Below are 16550 nucleotides of genomic sequence, written 5' to 3' on the forward strand. Positions count from 1 at the left end.
CAGCCTTGAGGGGGACACCGGAAACGGTGTCCCTCTCTGTATGAGGACTCTGAGACATGTACAAGCTGTTCTTCCATCTCGTTTTCAAACGGATGGACCCGGAGCGGGCTCACCACTTGGCCTTCCGCTGGATCCGGCTCGCCGTCCGCATCCCCGTGCTGCGCACCTTCGTCGCGGTCGCCGTCGCCCCCCGCTACAGGGAGCTGCGTACGGAGGCGTTCGGCCTGCGCATGCACGGCCCCTTCGGGCTCGCCGCAGGCTTCGACAAGAATGCCCTCGCGATCGACGGCATGGCGATGCTCGGCTTCGACCACGTCGAGATCGGTACGGTGACGGGCGAGCCGCAGCCGGGCAACCCCAGGAAGCGGCTGTTCCGGCTCGTCGCCGACCGCGCGCTGATCAACCGCATGGGATTCAACAACGAGGGCTCCCTCGTCGTCGCCGCCCGACTCGCCACCCGTGAGCCGGTGTTCAGGACCGTCGTGGGCGTCAACATCGGCAAGACCAAGGTCGTCCCCGAGGCGGAGGCCGTCGGCGACTATGTGAAGTCGGCCGAGCGACTGGCGCCGTACGCCGACTACCTGGTCGTCAACGTCTCCTCCCCAAACACGCCGGGGCTGCGGAACCTGCAGGCGACGGAGGCGCTGCGCCCCCTGCTGACGGCCGTCCGCGAGGCGGCCGACCACACGGTCACCGGCCGCCGCGTCCCGCTGCTGGTGAAGATCGCGCCCGACCTCGCCGACGAGGACGTGGACGCCGTAGCCGACCTGGCCGTGGAGCTCGGCCTGGACGGGATCATCGCCACGAACACCACCATCGCGCGCGCGGGACTCGGTCTGAAGTCCCCGCCCACCCTCGTCAAGGAGACCGGCGGCCTCTCCGGTGCCCCGCTCGAGGCACGCTCCCTGGAGGTGCTGCGCCGCCTGTACGCGCGCGTGGGCGACCGGATCACCCTGGTCGGCGTCGGCGGTATCGAGAACGCCGAGGACGCCTGGCAGCGGATCCTCGCGGGCGCCACCCTGATCCAGGGCTACAGCGCCTTCGTCTACGAGGGGCCCTTCTGGTGCCGCGCCCTCCACAAGGGGCTCGCCGCCCGCCTGCGCACCAGCCCGTACGCGACCCTCGCCGACGCGGTCGGCGCCGACGTGAGGAAGCCCGCATGACCTCCTTCGAGCCCTTCGGCGCCCGGCTGCGCCACGCCATGGACGAGCGCGGCGCGCTGTGTGTCGGCATCGACCCGCACGCCTCCCTGCTCGCGGAGTGGGGCCTGAACGACGACATCGCCGGTCTGGAGCGGTTCAGCCGTACGGTCGTCGAGGCGATGGCCGACCGGGTCGCCGTCCTCAAGCCGCAGAGCGCGTTCTTCGAGCGGTACGGCTCGCGCGGCCTCGCCGTCCTGGAGAAGTCGGTCCAGGAGGCGCGCGCGGCCGGTGCCCTCGTCGTCATGGACGCCAAGCGCGGCGACATCGGCTCGACCATGGCCGCCTACGCGGAGGCCTTCCTGCACAAGGACGCCCCGCTGTTCTCGGACGCCCTGACCGTCTCGCCGTACCTCGGCTACGGCTCGCTGAGCCCGGCCGTCGCGCTGGCCCGGGAGAGCGGCGCAGGCCTGTTCGTGCTGGCGCTGACCTCCAACCCCGAGGGCGGCGAGGTCCAGCACGCCGTCCGCGCAGACGGCAGGAACGTCGGCGCGACCATGCTGGCGCATCTGGCGGCCGAGAACGCGGGGGAGGAGCCGCTGGGCTCCTTCGGCGCGGTCGTGGGCGCGACGCTGGGCGACCTGTCGTCGTACGACCTCGACATCAACGGTCCGCTTCTGGCGCCCGGCATCGGTGCCCAGGGAGCGACGCCCGCCGATCTTCCCAGAGTCTTCGGAGCGGCCGTGCGCAACGTCGTGCCGAACGTCAGCCGGGGTGTTCTGCGTCACGGTCCCGACGTTGCAGCGCTGCGCGGCGCGGCGGAGCGGTTCGCGGAGGCAATTCGGGCCGTCCTGGCAGGTGACTGAGTCCTGCGACGCGTCTGCGCGGGAGCGGTACCAAGTCGATTTGAGCCTGAATACATCCTCAAATCGAGGGCATTATGTCGGAAATGTCCGACCTGGCGGAGGCTGACCAGGACTTTTCCGCTGTTCTCGCTGACTCTGGCGGACTTGCCCGCTAGTCTCCGAGCAGAGTGAACGGGCAAGCGTGTTGCTCGTAGCTCCCCAGGTGTGGGGCGACTAGGTTCCTCACCGGTCCGTATCCGACAGTTCGACATCCGAGGTGACGTAGGCGTGGCTCTTCCGCCCCTTACCCCTGAACAGCGCGCAGCCGCGCTCGAAAAGGCCGCCGCGGCTCGCCGGGAGCGGGCCGAGGTCAAGAATCGACTCAAGCACTCCGGCGCCTCTCTTCACGAGGTCATCAAGCAGGGCCAGGAGAACGACGTCATCGGCAAGATGAAGGTCTCCGCCCTGCTCGAGTCCCTGCCCGGCGTCGGCAAGGTCCGCGCCAAGCAGATCATGGAGCGACTCGGTATCTCCGAGAGCCGCCGCGTGCGTGGGCTCGGTTCCAACCAGATCGCCTCCCTGGAGCGCGAGTTCGGTAGCACCGGTTCCTGAGTACCGGCTCCTGGCGGATTGGCGTCCCGGACACTCCGGGATTGCTGGAATAATCGCTGCATGAGTGAACGTCCGCGGCTGACCGTGCTCTCCGGCCCCTCCGGGGTCGGCAAGAGCACGGTCGTCGCCCATATGCGCAAGGAACACCCCGAGGTCTGGCTCTCGGTCTCGGCGACCACCCGTAAGCCCCGCCCCGGCGAGAAGCACGGAGTCCACTATTTCTTCGTCACGGACGAGGAGATGGACAAGCTGATCGCCAATGGCGAGCTGCTGGAGTGGGCCGAATTCGCCGGCAACCGCTACGGCACGCCGCGCACGGCCGTGCTGGACCGCCTGGAGGCGGGCGAGCCCGTCCTCCTGGAGATCGACCTCCAGGGCGCCCGGCAGGTCCGCGAGTCCATGCCCGAGGCCCAGCTGGTGTTCCTGGCTCCTCCCTCCTGGGAGGAGCTCGTGCGCAGGCTCACCGGCCGGGGCACCGAGGCGCCCGAGGTGATCGGACGCCGCCTGGAGGCGGCCACGGTCGAACTTGCCGCCGAGCCGGAGTTCGACGTCACCCTGGTCAACACCTCTGTCAAGGACGTGGCGCGCGAGCTGCTAGCCTTGGTGGACGTTGTGTGATCGTGACCGCCGTCCACCAAGCGATGCGGGCCGGTCACATCGACTGAATCTTTCCCATCCATCGGAAGGTAGAGCGTGTCCTCTTCCATCACCGCGCCCGAGGGCATCATCAACCCGCCGATCGACGAGCTCCTCGAGGCCACCGACTCGAAGTACAGCCTCGTGATCTATGCGGCCAAGCGGGCCCGCCAGATCAACGCGTACTACTCGCAGCTCGGCGAGGGCCTCCTCGAGTACGTCGGTCCGCTCGTCGACACCCACGTGCACGAGAAGCCGCTGTCGATCGCCCTGCGCGAGATCAACGCGGGACTGCTGACGTCCGAGGCCATCGAAGGCCCGGCGCAGTAGTACTTTCAGATCGCAGTTGACTTATCCACAGGCCCGGCAGCGCGCTGCCGGGCCTGTGGTGTCTGATGGAGGCGTGCACCCGGGGAGGGCGCACGCCAGCCGAGTCCGGGGAGAGACGGTGGACAAGCCCAAGGTCGTTCTGGGGGTCAGCGGCGGCATCGCCGCGTACAAGGCGTGTGAGTTGCTGCGCAGGTTCACGGAGTCGGGCCATGACGTGCGGGTCGTCCCCACCGCCTCCGCGCTGCACTTCGTCGGCGCCGCCACCTGGTCCGCACTGTCCGGCAACCCCGTCTCGACCGAGGTCTGGGACGACGTGCACGAGGTCCCGCACGTCCGCATCGGACAGCACGCCGACCTGGTCGTCGTCGCCCCCGCCACGGCCGACATGCTCGCCAAGGCCGCGCACGGCCTCGCCGACGACCTGCTGACCAACACCCTCCTCACGGCCCGGTGTCCGGTCGTCTTCGCCCCCGCGATGCACACGGAGATGTGGGAACACCCGGCCACCCAGGAGAACGTGGCGACGCTGCGCCGCCGCGGCGCGGTCGTCGTCGAACCGGCCGTCGGCCGCCTCACCGGCGTCGACACCGGCAAGGGCCGGCTGCCCGACCCCGTCGAGATCTTCGAGGTCTGCCGCCGGGTGCTCGCCCGCGGAATCTCCGAGCCCGACCTCGAGGGACGGCACGTCGTCGTCTCCGCGGGCGGCACGCGCGAGCCCCTCGACCCGGTCCGCTTCCTCGGCAACCGCTCCTCCGGCAAGCAGGGCTACGCCCTCGCGCGAACGGCGGCCGCGCGGGGCGCCCGCGTGACGCTGGTCGCGGCGAACACCGGCCTCGCGGACCCGGCGGGTGTCGACGTCGTCCAGGTCGGTACGGCGGTCCAGCTGCGCGAGGCGGTGCTCAAGGCGGCCGCGGACGCCGACGCCGTGGTCATGGCGGCCGCGGTGGCCGACTTCCGGCCGGCGGCGTACGCGACCGGGAAGATCAAGAAGAAGGACGGCCAGGACCCGGAGCCCATCGTCCTCGTGCGGAATCCGGACGTCCTCGCGGAGATCTCGGCCGACCGGGCGCGGCCCGGACAGGTGATCGTCGGCTTCGCCGCCGAGACGGACGACGTCCTCGCCAACGGCCGCACGAAACTGGCACGCAAGGGGTGCGACCTCCTCGTGGTGAACGAGGTGGGGGAGCGCAAGACGTTCGGCTCCGAGGAGAACGAGGCGGTCGTGCTGGGAGCGGACGGAAGCGAGACGCCCGTGCCGTACGGTCCGAAGGAGGCGCTCGCCGAGACCGTGTGGGACCTGGTGAGAGACCGTCTGGGCTGATTTGTTTCGGCCACTTGACGGATTTGTGGAACATCACATTGTCGCGTGGCGGCTCTGGTCAACGCCGCACGGCATTGTGCAGAATGCCCGTGCCGCAGGTCACAGCGCTCCCGAGAGGTGAGACAGGTGGGCCTTCGGCCGAGTGCGACCGATAAGCTGTTACCGGACGACGCCGGGCGCAGCCCCCCGTGTCGTCCGCCAATGATCAGCCAGCAGCCGCTGCAACCCCAGGGAGCGTTGTGTCCCGTCGTCTGTTCACCTCGGAGTCTGTGACCGAGGGTCACCCCGACAAGATCGCTGACCAGATCAGCGACACCATTCTCGACGCGCTTCTGCGCGAGGACCCGACCTCCCGGGTCGCCGTGGAGACGCTGATCACCACCGGCCTGGTGCACGTGGCCGGCGAGGTCACGACCAAGACGTACGCGGACATCGCGACGCTGGTCCGCAACAAGGTCCTCGAGATCGGCTACGACTCGTCGAAGAAGGGCTTCGACGGCGCCTCCTGTGGCGTCTCGGTGTCGATCGGCTCGCAGTCGCCCGACATCGCCCAGGGTGTCGACACGGCGTACGAGTCCCGAGTAGAGGGCGACGACGACGAGCTGGACAAGCAGGGCGCGGGCGACCAGGGCCTGATGTTCGGTTACGCGACGGACGAGACGCCGACGCTGATGCCGCTGCCGATCTTCCTGGCGCACCGCCTGTCCAAGCGCCTCTCCGAGGTCCGCAAGAACGGCACGATCCCCTACCTGCGCCCCGACGGCAAGACGCAGGTCACCATCGAGTACGACGGCGACAAGGCCGTCCGCCTCGACACCGTCGTCGTCTCCTCGCAGCACGCGAGCGACATCGACCTGGAGTCGCTGCTCGCCCCCGACATCCGCGAGTTCGTCGTGGAGCCCGAGCTGAAGGCCCTGCTGGACGAAGGCATCAAGCTCGACACCGAGGGCTACCGCCTGCTGGTCAACCCGACCGGCCGCTTCGAGATCGGCGGCCCGATGGGCGACGCCGGCCTCACCGGTCGCAAGATCATCATCGACACGTACGGCGGCATGGCCCGCCATGGTGGCGGCGCCTTCTCCGGCAAGGACCCGTCCAAGGTGGACCGCTCGGCCGCGTACGCCATGCGCTGGGTCGCCAAGAACGTCGTCGCCGCGGGCCTCGCCTCCCGCTGCGAGGTCCAGGTCGCCTACGCCATCGGCAAGGCCGAGCCGGTCGGTCTCTTCGTCGAGACCTTCGGCACCGCCAAGATCGACCACGAGAAGATCGAGAAGGCGATCGACGAGGTCTTCGACCTCCGTCCGGCCGCCATCATCCGCGACCTCGACCTGCTCCGCCCGATCTACTCCCAGACGGCTGCGTACGGCCACTTCGGCCGCGAGCTGCCCGACTTCACGTGGGAGCGCACGGACCGCGTGGACGCACTGCGCAAGGCCGCCGGCCTGTAGTCTCCGCCCGCCTTCACCGAGGCCCGGTTCCCTTCGGGGAGCCGGGTCTCGGCGTTTCCGCACAGGGGAGTCCGGTGCCGCCGTCCGCCGCCGGCGGCGCCGGTTGTCAGTGGCGTTTGGTAAGAATGCAGGCGTGAGCAGCGAGAACGGGCAGACGGACAGCGGGGCCGAAGGGGCGCCGCCGGAGCAGCTCGCGCTCATCCGGGAGAGCGTGCGGGGGGCCAAGGTGCCGCGGGCCAAGCCCCGGACCTGGCGAGGAGCGGCGCTGGCCAAGGAGCTGCCCGTCGCGCGCGTGCTCGTCGACAAGGGCGTGCTCCACCTCGACCGGTACTTCGACTACGCCGTGCCCGAGGAACTCGACGAGCAGGCGCAGCCCGGGGTGCGCGTGCGGGTGCGCTTCGGGGCGGGGCGCGGCCGGGTGCGGGACGGGCGCCGCGAGGGCGGGGGGCTCATCGACGGGTTCCTCGTCGGGCGGCGCGCCGAGTCGGACTACTCAGGGCCGCTGGCCGCGCTGGCCCAAGTGGTGTCCCCCGAGCCCGTGCTGAGCGAGGAACTGCTCGGACTCGCGCGCGCCGTCGCCGAGCGGTACGCCGGGAGTCTTGCCGATGTGCTCCAGCTCGCCGTACCGCCGCGCAACGCACGGGCCGAGCAGCGGCCGTCGCCCGCGCCGCTGCCGCCACCTGGGGCGCCCGACGCCGGGTCATGGGTGCGGTACGAGCGGGGGGCAGGCTTTCTCGAGTCGCTGACCTCCGGTGGTGCGCCGCGCGCCGTGTGGAACGCGTTGCCGGGGCCGCTGTGGAGCGAGGAACTGGCGCGGGCCGTCGCCGCGACGCTCGCCTCGCGGCGCGGCGCGCTCGTCGTCGTACCGGACGGGCGGGCCGCCACCCGGGTCGACGCCGCGCTGACCGCGCTGCTCGGCGAGGGACGGCACGCGCTGCTGACCGCCGACGCGGGGCCCGAGAAGCGGTACGCGCAGTGGCTCGCTGTGCGGCGAGGATCCGTACAGGCCGTCGTCGGGACGCGGGCCGCCATGTTCGCGCCGGTGCGGGACCTGGGGCTCGTCGCGATCTGGGACGACGGGGACGACAGCCACAGCGAGCCGCGTGCCCCGCAGCCGCATGCCCGGGACGTGCTGCTGTTGCGCGCCGCCCTCGACAAGTGCGCGTTTCTGCTGGGGAGTTGGAGCTGCACCGTGGAGGCTGCGCAGCTCGTGGAGAGTGGCTGGGCGCGGCCCCTTGTCGCGGGGCGCGAACAGGCGCGGCGGGCCGCGCCGCTCGTGCGGACCGTGGGAGACGGCGATCTCGCGCGGGACGAGGCCGCGCGGGCCGCCCGGCTGCCGACCCTCGCCTGGCAGGTGGTCCGCGAGGGACTCAAGCACGGGCCGGTCCTGGTGCAGGTGCCCCGGCGGGGGTACGTGCCGCGCATGGCCTGCGCGCAGTGCCGGGCACCCGCGCGGTGCCGGCACTGCTCCGGGCCGCTGGAGGCGCAGGACGCGGGGGCGTCGAGGTGCGGGTGGTGCGGGCGCGAGGAGAACGCGTGGCACTGCCCGGAGTGCGGGTCGTTCCGGCTGAGGGCCCAGGTCGTGGGGGCGCGGCGTACGGCCGAGGAGCTGGGGCGGGCGTTCCCCGCCGTACCGGTGCGGACGTCCGGGCGTGAGCAGGTGCTGGACACCGTGCCGGGGGTGCCCGCGCTGGTCGTGAGCACACCGGGCGCCGAACCGGTCGCCGAGGGCGGCTATGCGGCCGCCCTGCTGCTCGACGGCTGGGCCATGCTCGGGCGGCCGGATCTGCGGGCCGGTGAGGACGCGCTGCGGCGGTGGATCGCGGCGTCCGCGCTGGTGCGGCCGCAGGGGGAGCACGGCACCGTGGTCGTCGTCGCCGAGCCGACACTGCGGCCCGTGCAGGCACTGGTGAGGTGGGACCCGGTCGGGCACGCGGTGCGGGAGCTGGGCGAGCGAGCCGAACTGGGGTTCCCGCCGGTGTCCAGGATGGCGGCCGTGTCGGGTCCGGCGGAGGCGGTGGCGGAGTTCCTGGACGCGGTCGAACTGCCGCCGGACGCCGAGGTGCTGGGACCCGTACCGGTGCCGGTCACCCAGTCCGAGCGCCCACGGCGGACCGGGGCGCCGCCACCCGGGGAACACTGGGAGCGGGCGCTGGTCCGCGTCCCACCCGGCAGCGGATCCGCACTGGCCGCCGCGCTGAAGGCGGCGCAGGCCGCGCGGATGGCACGGGGAAGCGGTGAGGCGGTACGGGTGAGGATCGATCCGCCGGACATCGGCTGAGACGAGTTGGGCCGGGCGTCGGCTGAAGTTGGCGTTCAGCTGTCTGCCGGCATGCGGCTGCCCTCCCGGGAGTGCGCCGGGAGGGCGGGGTGAGGGAGAGTCAGCCGTTGCGCGGGCCCGGGAAGGCCGTCGGCCTGACCTCTTCGCGGAGCGTAGGGCTGTTCGCGGTCGGCTGCGTAGGCATGGAGCGGGCCGCGGGAACCGTCGGCACCGAGGGAAGGCCGGTGTTCATATTGACCGTGCGGGTCCCCGACGGCTCCGTCGCACGCTCCGCCTCGGCGGCTGCCTGGGCCGCGGCGCGGCGGGCGCCGTAACGGCGGTGCACCGCCTGCTTGGTGACCCCGAGCGCCGAGCCGACCGCGTCCCACGAGAAGCCGAGCGAACGGTCGAAGTCCACCGCGGCCGTGACCAGCGTCTCGACACTGTCCCGGAGCTCCTGGGCGAGACGGACCGTCGGGGCGGGGGCGCGTCCGTAGACGACGAAGCCCGTGGACGGGCCGGAGCGGCGCGGGCGGTAGACGTTGCCCAACTGGGCGGTGAGCGTGCGCAGCGCGTCCACCTGCCGGCGGACCCGCTCGATGTCCCGCACCAGCAAGTGCAGGCTGGCCCGGGCCTGGGCGTCGTGGGTTGCGTGGTCGGCCATGAACAAGCCTCTCGAACCGGCGTTGAAAGGAATTGGGCCGCGACAGCGGCCCGTTGCGGTCAACTCTTCCTTGACCAACGCGTGTGCGCTCCGCTGGTAACGGGGTGGGGGCGTGCGAGCATATTCGTACGCCCTTCTCCCACTCGTGCACCACTCGTTTCCAGTTGGCCGAGACGTGGCCCTTTCCCGTGGGGGTCGTTCGCCGTCGGCGGCCGTCCGGCCGTGGTCATAGACTTGGGGGCTGCCCGTCCGTCGTTTTCGCCCGAGAGGCTCCAACCCAGCCATGAAGCTCGTCTTCGCCGGTACCCCCGAGGTCGCCGTTCCCGCTCTGGACGCTCTCATCGCCTCCGGGCGGCACGACGTGGCCGCCGTCGTCACGCGGCCCGACGCGCCGGCCGGGCGGGGGCGCAGGATGGTCGCGTCTCCCGTGGCGGAGCGGGCCGAGGAGTCCGGGATCGAGGTGCTGAAGCCCCTGAAGCCGAGGGATCCGGAGTTCCTGGAGCGGTTGAAGGAGATCGCCCCGGACTGCTGTCCCGTCGTCGCCTACGGTGCCCTGCTGCCGCGCGTAGCCCTGGACGTCCCGGCCCACGGCTGGGTCAACCTGCACTTCTCGCTGCTGCCCGCCTGGCGCGGGGCCGCGCCGGTGCAGCACTCGATCATGGCGGGCGACGAGATCACCGGGGCCTCGACCTTCCTGATCGAGGAGGGACTCGACTCGGGCCCCATCTACGGCACCGTCACCGAGGAGATCCGGCCCGCCGACACCAGCGGCGACCTGCTGACCCGGCTCGCGTTCGCCGGCGCCGGGCTGCTCGCGGCGACCATGGACGGCATCGAGGACGGCAACCTCAAGGCCGTACCGCAGCCCGCGGACGGGATCACCCTCGCGCCGAAGATCACCGTCGAGGACGCGCAGATCGACTGGACGACCCCTGCCCTTCGCGTCGATCGGGTGGTGCGCGGCTGCACGCCCGCACCTGGCGCCTGGACCACCTTCCGCGGTGAGCGGCTCAAGCTCATCCAGGTCACGCCCGTGCCCGAGCGCACCGACCTCGCGCCGGGGCAGCCGGCCGTCGGCAAGAACAGCGTGCACATGGGCACCGGGTCGTATGCGGTGGAGCTGCTGTGGGTGCAGGCTCAGGGCAAGAAGCCGATGCGCGCCGCGGACTGGGCGCGCGGGGTGCGGATCGCGCCCGGTGAGAGCCTCGGCGGCTGACGGCCCGCCCGGCTCGGGTGGTGGCCGGCCGACGTAGGCTGGAGGCCGCACTCAATCCACACCCGGAGCACCTTTTTCGTGAGCGAGCAGTCCCGGCGGCCCCGTAAGCCCGCCAAGCCCTACCGTCGTCCCCAGAAGGACCCCGTCCGCATCCTCGCCTTCGAGGCGCTGCGTGCCGTGGACGAACGGGACGCGTATGCCAACCTCGTGCTGCCGCCGCTGCTGCGCAAGGCGCGGGACAAGGAGGGACCCGAAAAGTTCGACGGCCGGGACGCCGCCCTCGCCACCGAGCTGGTGTACGGGACGCTGCGGCGGCAGGGGACGTACGACGCGATCATCGCCGCCTGCGTCGACCGGCCGCTGCGGGAGGTCGACCCGCCGGTCCTCGACGTGCTCAGCCTCGGCGTGCACCAGTTGCTCGGGACGCGGATTCCCACGCACGCGGCCGTGTCCGCCTCCGTCGAGCTCGCGCGGGTCGTCCTCGGAGACGGACGGGCCAAGTTCGTGAATGCCGTGCTGCGGAAGGTCGCGCAGGACGACCTGGACGGCTGGCTGGCCAAGGTCGCGCCGCCGTACGACGACGACCCCGAGGACCATCTGGCCGTCGTGCACTCGCATCCCCGCTGGGTCGTCTCCGCGCTGTGGGACTCGCTCGGCGGCGGGCGCGCCGGGATCGAGGATCTGCTGGAGGCCGACAACGAGCGGCCCGAGGTCACCCTCGTCGCCCGGCCCGGCCGGGCCACGACCGAGGAACTTCTCGATGCCGACGAGGCCGCCATGCCGGGGCGCTGGTCGCCGTATGCCGTGCGGCTCACCGAGGGCGGGGAGCCGGGCGCCGTCGACGCCGTGCGGGAGGGCCGGGCCGGTGTGCAGGACGAGGGCAGCCAGCTCGTCGCCCTCGCGCTCGCGAACGCTCCCGTCGACGGTCCCGACGAGAAGTGGCTCGACGGGTGTGCGGGCCCGGGCGGGAAGGCCGCGCTCCTCGCCGCGCTGGCCGCCGAGCGTGGAGCCGTCCTGCTCGCCTGCGAGAAGCAGCCGCACCGGGCCGGTCTGGTCGCCAAGGCGCTGGCCGGGAACCCGGGGCCGTACCAGGTCATCGCCGCCGACGGGACGCGGCCGCCGTGGCGGCCCGGCACCTTCGACCGCGTGCTGATGGACGTGCCCTGCACCGGGCTCGGCGCCCTGCGCAGGCGCCCCGAGGCCAGATGGCGGCGTCGCCCCGAGGACCTGGAGAGCTTCGCGCCGCTGCAGCGCGCCCTGCTGCGCACCGCGCTGGACTCGGTGCGGGTCGGCGGCGTCGTCGGCTACGCCACCTGCTCGCCGCACCTCGCCGAGACCCGGGCCGTCGTCGACGACGTGCTCAAGCAGTACCCGGACACCGAGCTGATCGACGCCCGCCCGCTGCTGCCGGGCGTTCCCGCGCTCGGCGAGGGGCCCGACGTTCAGCTGTGGCCCCATATGCACGGGACCGACGCCATGTATCTGGCGCTCATCCGGCGCACCGGCTGACCCCGTCTCCGGCTGGGCCGTAGACGGCCGGACCATCCGATGAACGGCAAAGGTCTGGACCGGCGCGAACAACAGTGCCAGGGCATGGCACGCTTGGGTCATGGCCGTGCAGATCAACCCCAGCATCCTGTCCGCCGACTTCGCCCGTCTCGGCGACGAGGCGAAGGCGGTCGAGGGAGCCGACTGGCTCCACGTCGACGTCATGGACAACCATTTCGTCCCGAACCTCACGCTCGGCGTGCCGGTCGTGGAGTCCCTGGCCCGTGCGACGGACACGCCGCTGGACTGCCATCTGATGATCGAGGACGCCGATCGGTGGGCACCCGAGTACGTCGAAGCGGGGGCCTCGTCCGTCACCTTCCACGTCGAGGCGGCCGCCGCGCCGGTGCGGCTCGCCCGTGAGATCCGCGCCAAGGGCGCCCGCGCCTCCATGGCGCTCAAGCCCGCGACGCCCATCGAGCCGTACGAGGACCTGCTCCCCGAACTCGACATGCTGCTGATCATGACGGTCGAGCCGGGCTTCGGCGGCCAGGCGTTCCTCGACATCATGCTCCCGAAGATCCGTCGCACCCGGGAGCTCATCGCCAAGCACGGCCTCGAGCTCTGGCTGCAGGTCGACGGAGGTGTCTCCGCGTCCACGATCGAGCGGTGCGCGGACGCGGGAGCGGACGTCTTCGTCGCCGGTTCGGCCGTGTACGGGGCGAACGACCCGGCCGCGGCGGTACGTGCATTGCGCACCCAGGCGGAGGCGGCCACGGCGAAGGCGTCGTGGGCATGCGACCACTGAGCCACAGGTACGTGAACGGCGGCCATCAGGGCTGATCAAGCGCCGCGGATCTGCAAGGATGAACGGCGAATCCAGAGTGTGAACAGCAGTGAGGAGATCGCCGTGTCGGGTATGTCGGCGGGCCGGTCAGCCATGCGGATGGGACCCGCTGAGCTGGTGCAGGCGGCGGCCATGGCCCGCCGCTTCTACCTCGAGGGCAAGTCCAAGATCCAGATCGCCGAGGAGTTCGGCGTCAGCCGCTTCAAGGTGGCCCGGGTCCTGGAAACCGCTCTCGAACGAGATCTTGTACGCATCGAGATCCGAGTCCCGGCCGAACTGGACGCGGACCGCTCCGACGCGCTTCGTGCCCGGTACGGCCTCAGGCACGCAGTCGTGGTCGAGTCCCCGGCCGAGGCCGAGGATTCACCAGACCCCGAGAACCTCGGCGAAGTCGCCGCCGACCTGCTCGGTGAGCTGGTGAACGAGGGCGACGTCCTCGGTCTGGCCTGGGGGCGTTCCACCATCCACATGGCGGCCGCCCTCGACCGTCTGCCGCCCTGCACCGTGGTGCAGCTGACGGGCGTGTACGACGCCGGGACCGCCGAGCGCGGCTCGGTCGAGGCCGTCCGCCGTGCCGCCCAGGTGTCCGGCGGCGACGCCCACCCCATCTACGCGCCGATGCTGCTGCCGGACGCGGCCACCGCGGCGGCGCTGCGCAACCAGACCGGGATCGCCCGGGCCTTCGAGTACTTCGACAAGGTCACGGTCGCCTGTGTCTCCATCGGCTCCTGGGAGCCCGGCATCTCGACCGTGCACGACATGCTCAGCGACGAGGAGCGGGCGCACTACGCCTCGCTCGGCGTCGCGGCCGAGATGTCCGCGCATCTCTTCGACTCCGAGGGTCGCAGGGTCGGCCGGGACCTGGGGGAGCGGTGCATCACGGTCAAGGCAGACCAGCTCCGCCGTGTCCCCGAGGTCGTCGCGATCGCGGGCGGACAGCGGAAGGCGGCCGCCATCGACGCGGTGCTGCGCTCCGGTCTCGTCACCAGCCTGGTGACGGACACCTCCGCGGCGGACTCCCTGATGACCGCGGGACCGACCCCGAGGCCCGCCCTGAACCGGGCGGATCCGGATGGACCCTGACAGACCCTGAAATATCCGGAAAGCAGGCCAGCCATGAGGGGACGGCCGTGACAGCATCGACGCATGCTGCTGCGGTTCGTCCCCCGTGTGCTGTCCGGGGTCCTGCTCTGTTTCGCTGTCCTGGTGAGCGGCTGTTCGCCGATCCACACCACCACCGGCGCGGCGGGCGCCGCCACACCGTCCTGGGCCCGGGGCATGACCACGATCGAGGAGTCCGCGCTCCCGCCCGAGGCCCGTCAGACCCTGACCCTCATCGACCAGGACGGCCCCTTCCCGTACGCCAAGGACGGCGTCGTCTTCGGGAACTTCGAGAAGCTGTTGCCGGCGCACGAGCGGGGCTACTACCACGAGTACACCGTGAAGACACCCGGCTCACGCGACCGCGGGGCCCGGCGGATTGTCACCGGACGGGGCGGCGAGGTCTACTACACCGATGATCACTACGAATCGTTCCGGGCGGTGCTGAGATGACGAGCCCGCGTGTGGTGCAGCTCGACCTCGGCGGAGTCGCCGACAAGGCGGGGGTCATGGACCGGTCCGCCCAAGCCCTCGCTCTGCCCGACTGGTTCGGCCGCAACTGGGACGCCCTGGCCGACAGCCTCTCCGACCCGACCGTGTGGCCGACCGACGCGGCCGAGCACGGGCTGCTCGTCGTCGTCACCGGGTGGCGGGAGTACGCGCGGGAGCGGCCGGACGAGTGGGGTGTCGCGCAGGAGGTGTTCACCGAGGCGTCCCAGCGGGAGCCACGGCTCACCGTGGCGCTCGCCCTGGGCTGACGTACTGTCAACTCCGTTCGCCGGATGGGGTCGTGACACATCCTGCAGGACGGTGAACGGGGTCGCAGGACACGCTGGTCACCCGCGAGGACCGGGAGCGCGTCGAGCAGCCGGTGCAGTGCGTTGCGGGGACCGCGCCGCGAGGAGCACGGCACGCCGCTCGGCGAAGGACCGGCCGTCCCTCGACGAGTTCGACACCGCGCGCAGCGCGTTCGTCGAGGCGGCGCGCGGGGCCCTGGGCCGACGCGGGCCCCGCCTCTTTGGTCGATCCTCCGAACCCGGGGCTGACCTGCCTGGATGATTCGCCTGGGTATGACATGAGAGCTGTCATGGGACAATGAAGTACGTGCTTATGCCCCGGGCACACCTGTCCGGGGGTCACCTCTGATCGACTGGGATGTGCGGCACGTGCGTTTCCTCAATGACATCCAGCCCGCGTACGACCTGACGTACGACGACGTCTTCATGGTGCCGAGCCGTTCCGCGGTCGGCTCGCGTCAGGGCGTGGACCTCAGCTCCCCGGACGGCACGGGCACCACGATCCCGCTGGTCGTGGCCAACATGACCGCCATCGCGGGCCGGCGCATGGCCGAGACGATGGCCCGGCGCGGCGGCCTGGTGGTGATCCCGCAGGACATCCCGATCGACGTCGTCACAGAGGTCGTCGGGTGGGTCAAGAGCCGTCATCTGGTCCTGGACACCCCGATCGTGCTCGCCCCGCACCAGACCGTCGCCGACGCGCTGGCCCTGCTGCCCAAGCGCGCCCACAACGCCGGTGTCGTCGTCGACGAGGACGGCCGTCCGGTCGGTGTCGTCACCGACCAGGACCTGTCCGGCGTCGACCGCTTCACCCAGCTCGTCGAGGTCATGTCCACCGACCTGCTGCTGCTCGACGCGGACATTGACCCGCGCGAGGCCTTCCACACCCTGGACACCGCCAACCGGCGCTACGCCCCGGCCGTGGACAAGGACGGCAGGCTCGCCGGCATCCTCACCCGCAAGGGCGCCCTGCGCGCCACGCTCTACACCCCGGCGACCGACGCGAACGGCAAGCTGCGCATCGCCGCCGCCGTCGGCATCAACGGGGACGTCGCGGGCAAGGCCAAGCAGCTCCTCGACGCGGGCGTCGACACTCTCGTCATCGACACCGCGCACGGTCACCAGGAGTCGATGATCAGCGCGATCCAGGTGGTACGTGCCCTCGATCCGCAGGTGCCCATCGTCGCGGGCAACATCGTCTCCGCCGAGGGCGTCAAGGACCTGATCGACGCCGGCGCGGACATCATCAAGGTCGGTGTCGGACCGGGCGCCATGTGCACCACGCGCATGATGACCGGCGTCGGGCGGCCCCAGTTCTCGGCGGTGCTGGAGTGTGCCGCGGAGGCGAAGAAGTACGGCAAGCACGTGTGGGCAGACGGAGGTGTCCGGCACCCGCGCGACGTGGCGATGGCGCTCGCGGCCGGCGCGTCCAACGTGATGGTCGGCTCCTGGTTCGCGGGCACGTACGAGTCGCCGGGCGACCTCCAGCAGGATGCCGACGGGCGTCTCTACAAGGAGTCGTTCGGCATGGCCTCGGCGCGTGCGGTGCGCAACCGTACGTCGGACGAGTCGGTCTACGACCGCGCCCGCAAGGCGCTGTTCGAGGAGGGCATCTCCACCTCCCGCATGTTCCTCGACCCGGCCCGCCCGGGCGTCGAGGATCTGATCGACTCGATCATCGCGGGCGTCCGCTCCTCCTGCACCTACGCCGGCGCCGCCTCCCTGGAGGAGTTCGCCGAGAAGGCCATCGTCGGCATCCAGAGCGCGGCCGGCTACGCCGAGGGCAAGCCCCTGCACGCAAGCTGGAGCTGACCCGGCTCCCTTCTTCGGTGTCCGGACGGCGGTC

16 protein-coding genes are annotated in these 16550 nt (G+C 71.4%); 15 read left to right on the forward strand and 1 reads right to left on the reverse strand.

All coding sequences use genetic code 11. The features are described 5' to 3' along the window. Window positions 1-56: 56 nt before the first annotated feature. From ACFYXB_RS26010 to ACFYXB_RS26045, 8 genes are all read left to right on the forward strand, one after another. Window positions 57-1163, forward strand: a complete 1107-nt coding sequence (locus ACFYXB_RS26010; RefSeq protein ID WP_389586414.1) for a quinone-dependent dihydroorotate dehydrogenase — start codon at window positions 57-59, stop codon at window positions 1161-1163. Further along, the gene (gene pyrF, locus ACFYXB_RS26015; protein WP_389586416.1) at window positions 1160-2005 is read left to right on the forward strand and encodes an orotidine-5'-phosphate decarboxylase; all 846 of its coding nucleotides are present in this window, start codon (window positions 1160-1162) and stop codon (window positions 2003-2005) included. Before ACFYXB_RS26010 ends, pyrF begins: the two co-directional genes overlap by 4 nt. Before the next feature lie 267 nt (window positions 2006-2272). Then, a complete protein-coding gene (locus ACFYXB_RS26020; protein ID WP_003977346.1) occupies window positions 2273-2596 on the forward strand; it encodes an integration host factor in 324 nt (107 codons plus the stop codon). Window positions 2597-2656: 60 nt separating this feature from the next. Further along, window positions 2657-3214, forward strand: a complete 558-nt coding sequence (gmk, locus tag ACFYXB_RS26025) for a guanylate kinase (RefSeq protein WP_351355858.1) — start codon at window positions 2657-2659, stop codon at window positions 3212-3214. A 75-nt stretch (window positions 3215-3289) separates the two neighbouring features. Beyond that, on the forward strand, window positions 3290-3562 hold the full coding sequence (gene rpoZ / locus ACFYXB_RS26030) for a DNA-directed RNA polymerase subunit omega (protein ID WP_005319902.1): 273 nt from the start codon (window positions 3290-3292) through the stop codon (window positions 3560-3562). Between the two features lie 118 nt (window positions 3563-3680). Next, window positions 3681-4883, forward strand: a complete 1203-nt coding sequence (gene coaBC / locus ACFYXB_RS26035; RefSeq protein WP_351355860.1) for a bifunctional phosphopantothenoylcysteine decarboxylase/phosphopantothenate--cysteine ligase CoaBC — start codon at window positions 3681-3683, stop codon at window positions 4881-4883. A gap of 239 nt (window positions 4884-5122) precedes the next feature. Beyond that, entirely contained in the window at window positions 5123-6331 is a 1209-nt protein-coding gene (gene metK / locus ACFYXB_RS26040; RefSeq protein WP_389586419.1) for a methionine adenosyltransferase, read from the forward strand. A gap of 133 nt (window positions 6332-6464) precedes the next feature. Then, window positions 6465-8612, forward strand: a complete 2148-nt coding sequence (locus ACFYXB_RS26045) for a primosomal protein N' (RefSeq protein ID WP_389586421.1) — start codon at window positions 6465-6467, stop codon at window positions 8610-8612. A 100-nt stretch (window positions 8613-8712) separates the two neighbouring features. Here the strand turns inward: ACFYXB_RS26045 and ACFYXB_RS26050 are convergent, their stop codons facing one another. Further along, on the reverse strand, window positions 8713-9255 hold the full coding sequence (locus ACFYXB_RS26050; RefSeq protein WP_389586423.1) for a hypothetical protein: 543 nt from the start codon (window positions 9253-9255) through the stop codon (window positions 8713-8715). A gap of 283 nt (window positions 9256-9538) precedes the next feature. Here ACFYXB_RS26050 and fmt point away from each other — a divergent pair, with 283 nt between their 5' ends. From fmt to ACFYXB_RS26085, 7 genes are all read left to right on the forward strand, one after another. After that, window positions 9539-10471, forward strand: a complete 933-nt coding sequence (fmt, locus tag ACFYXB_RS26055) for a methionyl-tRNA formyltransferase (RefSeq protein ID WP_389586425.1) — start codon at window positions 9539-9541, stop codon at window positions 10469-10471. 78 nt (window positions 10472-10549) lie between these two features. Beyond that, window positions 10550-11980: an RsmB/NOP family class I SAM-dependent RNA methyltransferase gene (locus tag ACFYXB_RS26060; protein ID WP_389586427.1), complete on the forward strand. Its 1431-nt coding sequence runs from the start codon at window positions 10550-10552 to the stop codon at window positions 11978-11980. 100 nt (window positions 11981-12080) lie between these two features. Beyond that, window positions 12081-12767: a ribulose-phosphate 3-epimerase gene (rpe, locus tag ACFYXB_RS26065; protein WP_351355878.1), complete on the forward strand. Its 687-nt coding sequence runs from the start codon at window positions 12081-12083 to the stop codon at window positions 12765-12767. A 78-nt stretch (window positions 12768-12845) separates the two neighbouring features. Beyond that, window positions 12846-13889, forward strand: coding sequence for a sugar-binding transcriptional regulator (locus ACFYXB_RS26070; RefSeq protein ID WP_389586429.1), 1044 nt, complete (start codon window positions 12846-12848; stop codon window positions 13887-13889). Window positions 13890-13952: 63 nt separating this feature from the next. Next, window positions 13953-14360 (forward strand): ribonuclease domain-containing protein, encoded by a 408-nt coding sequence (locus ACFYXB_RS26075; protein WP_389586430.1) that lies wholly within the window; start codon window positions 13953-13955, stop codon window positions 14358-14360. Continuing rightward, window positions 14357-14665 carry a barstar family protein gene (locus tag ACFYXB_RS26080; RefSeq protein WP_351355886.1) on the forward strand — a complete coding sequence of 103 codons (309 nt, stop codon included), beginning with the start codon at window positions 14357-14359 and terminating at the stop codon, window positions 14663-14665. The genes ACFYXB_RS26075 and ACFYXB_RS26080 overlap by 4 nt, the downstream gene beginning before the upstream one ends. 408 nt (window positions 14666-15073) lie before the next feature. Continuing rightward, a complete protein-coding gene (locus tag ACFYXB_RS26085; RefSeq protein WP_351355889.1) occupies window positions 15074-16516 on the forward strand; it encodes a GuaB1 family IMP dehydrogenase-related protein in 1443 nt (480 codons plus the stop codon). Window positions 16517-16550 lie beyond the last annotated feature (34 nt).

The sequence above is a fragment of the Streptomyces sp. NPDC002619 genome (genome assembly GCF_042889305.1).
Taxonomy (GTDB): Bacteria; Actinomycetota; Actinomycetes; order Streptomycetales; family Streptomycetaceae; genus Streptomyces.

Excerpts from the sequence above, each read along its gene's own strand:
- ACFYXB_RS26010 (WP_389586414.1), top strand. The coding sequence starts at position 57 with ATGTACAAGCTGTTCTTCCATCTCGTTTTCAAACGGATGGACCCGGAG.
- pyrF (WP_389586416.1), top strand. The coding sequence starts at position 1,160 with ATGACCTCCTTCGAGCCCTTCGGCGCCCGGCTGCGCCACGCCATGGAC.
- gmk (WP_351355858.1), top strand. The coding sequence starts at position 2,657 with ATGAGTGAACGTCCGCGGCTGACCGTGCTCTCCGGCCCCTCCGGGGTC.
- ACFYXB_RS26050 (WP_389586423.1), bottom strand. The coding sequence starts at position 9,255 with ATGGCCGACCACGCAACCCACGACGCCCAGGCCCGGGCCAGCCTGCAC.
- fmt (WP_389586425.1), top strand. The coding sequence starts at position 9,539 with ATGAAGCTCGTCTTCGCCGGTACCCCCGAGGTCGCCGTTCCCGCTCTG.
- rpe (WP_351355878.1), top strand. The coding sequence starts at position 12,081 with ATGGCCGTGCAGATCAACCCCAGCATCCTGTCCGCCGACTTCGCCCGT.
- ACFYXB_RS26075 (WP_389586430.1), top strand. The coding sequence starts at position 13,953 with ATGCTGCTGCGGTTCGTCCCCCGTGTGCTGTCCGGGGTCCTGCTCTGT.
- ACFYXB_RS26080 (WP_351355886.1), top strand. The coding sequence starts at position 14,357 with ATGACGAGCCCGCGTGTGGTGCAGCTCGACCTCGGCGGAGTCGCCGAC.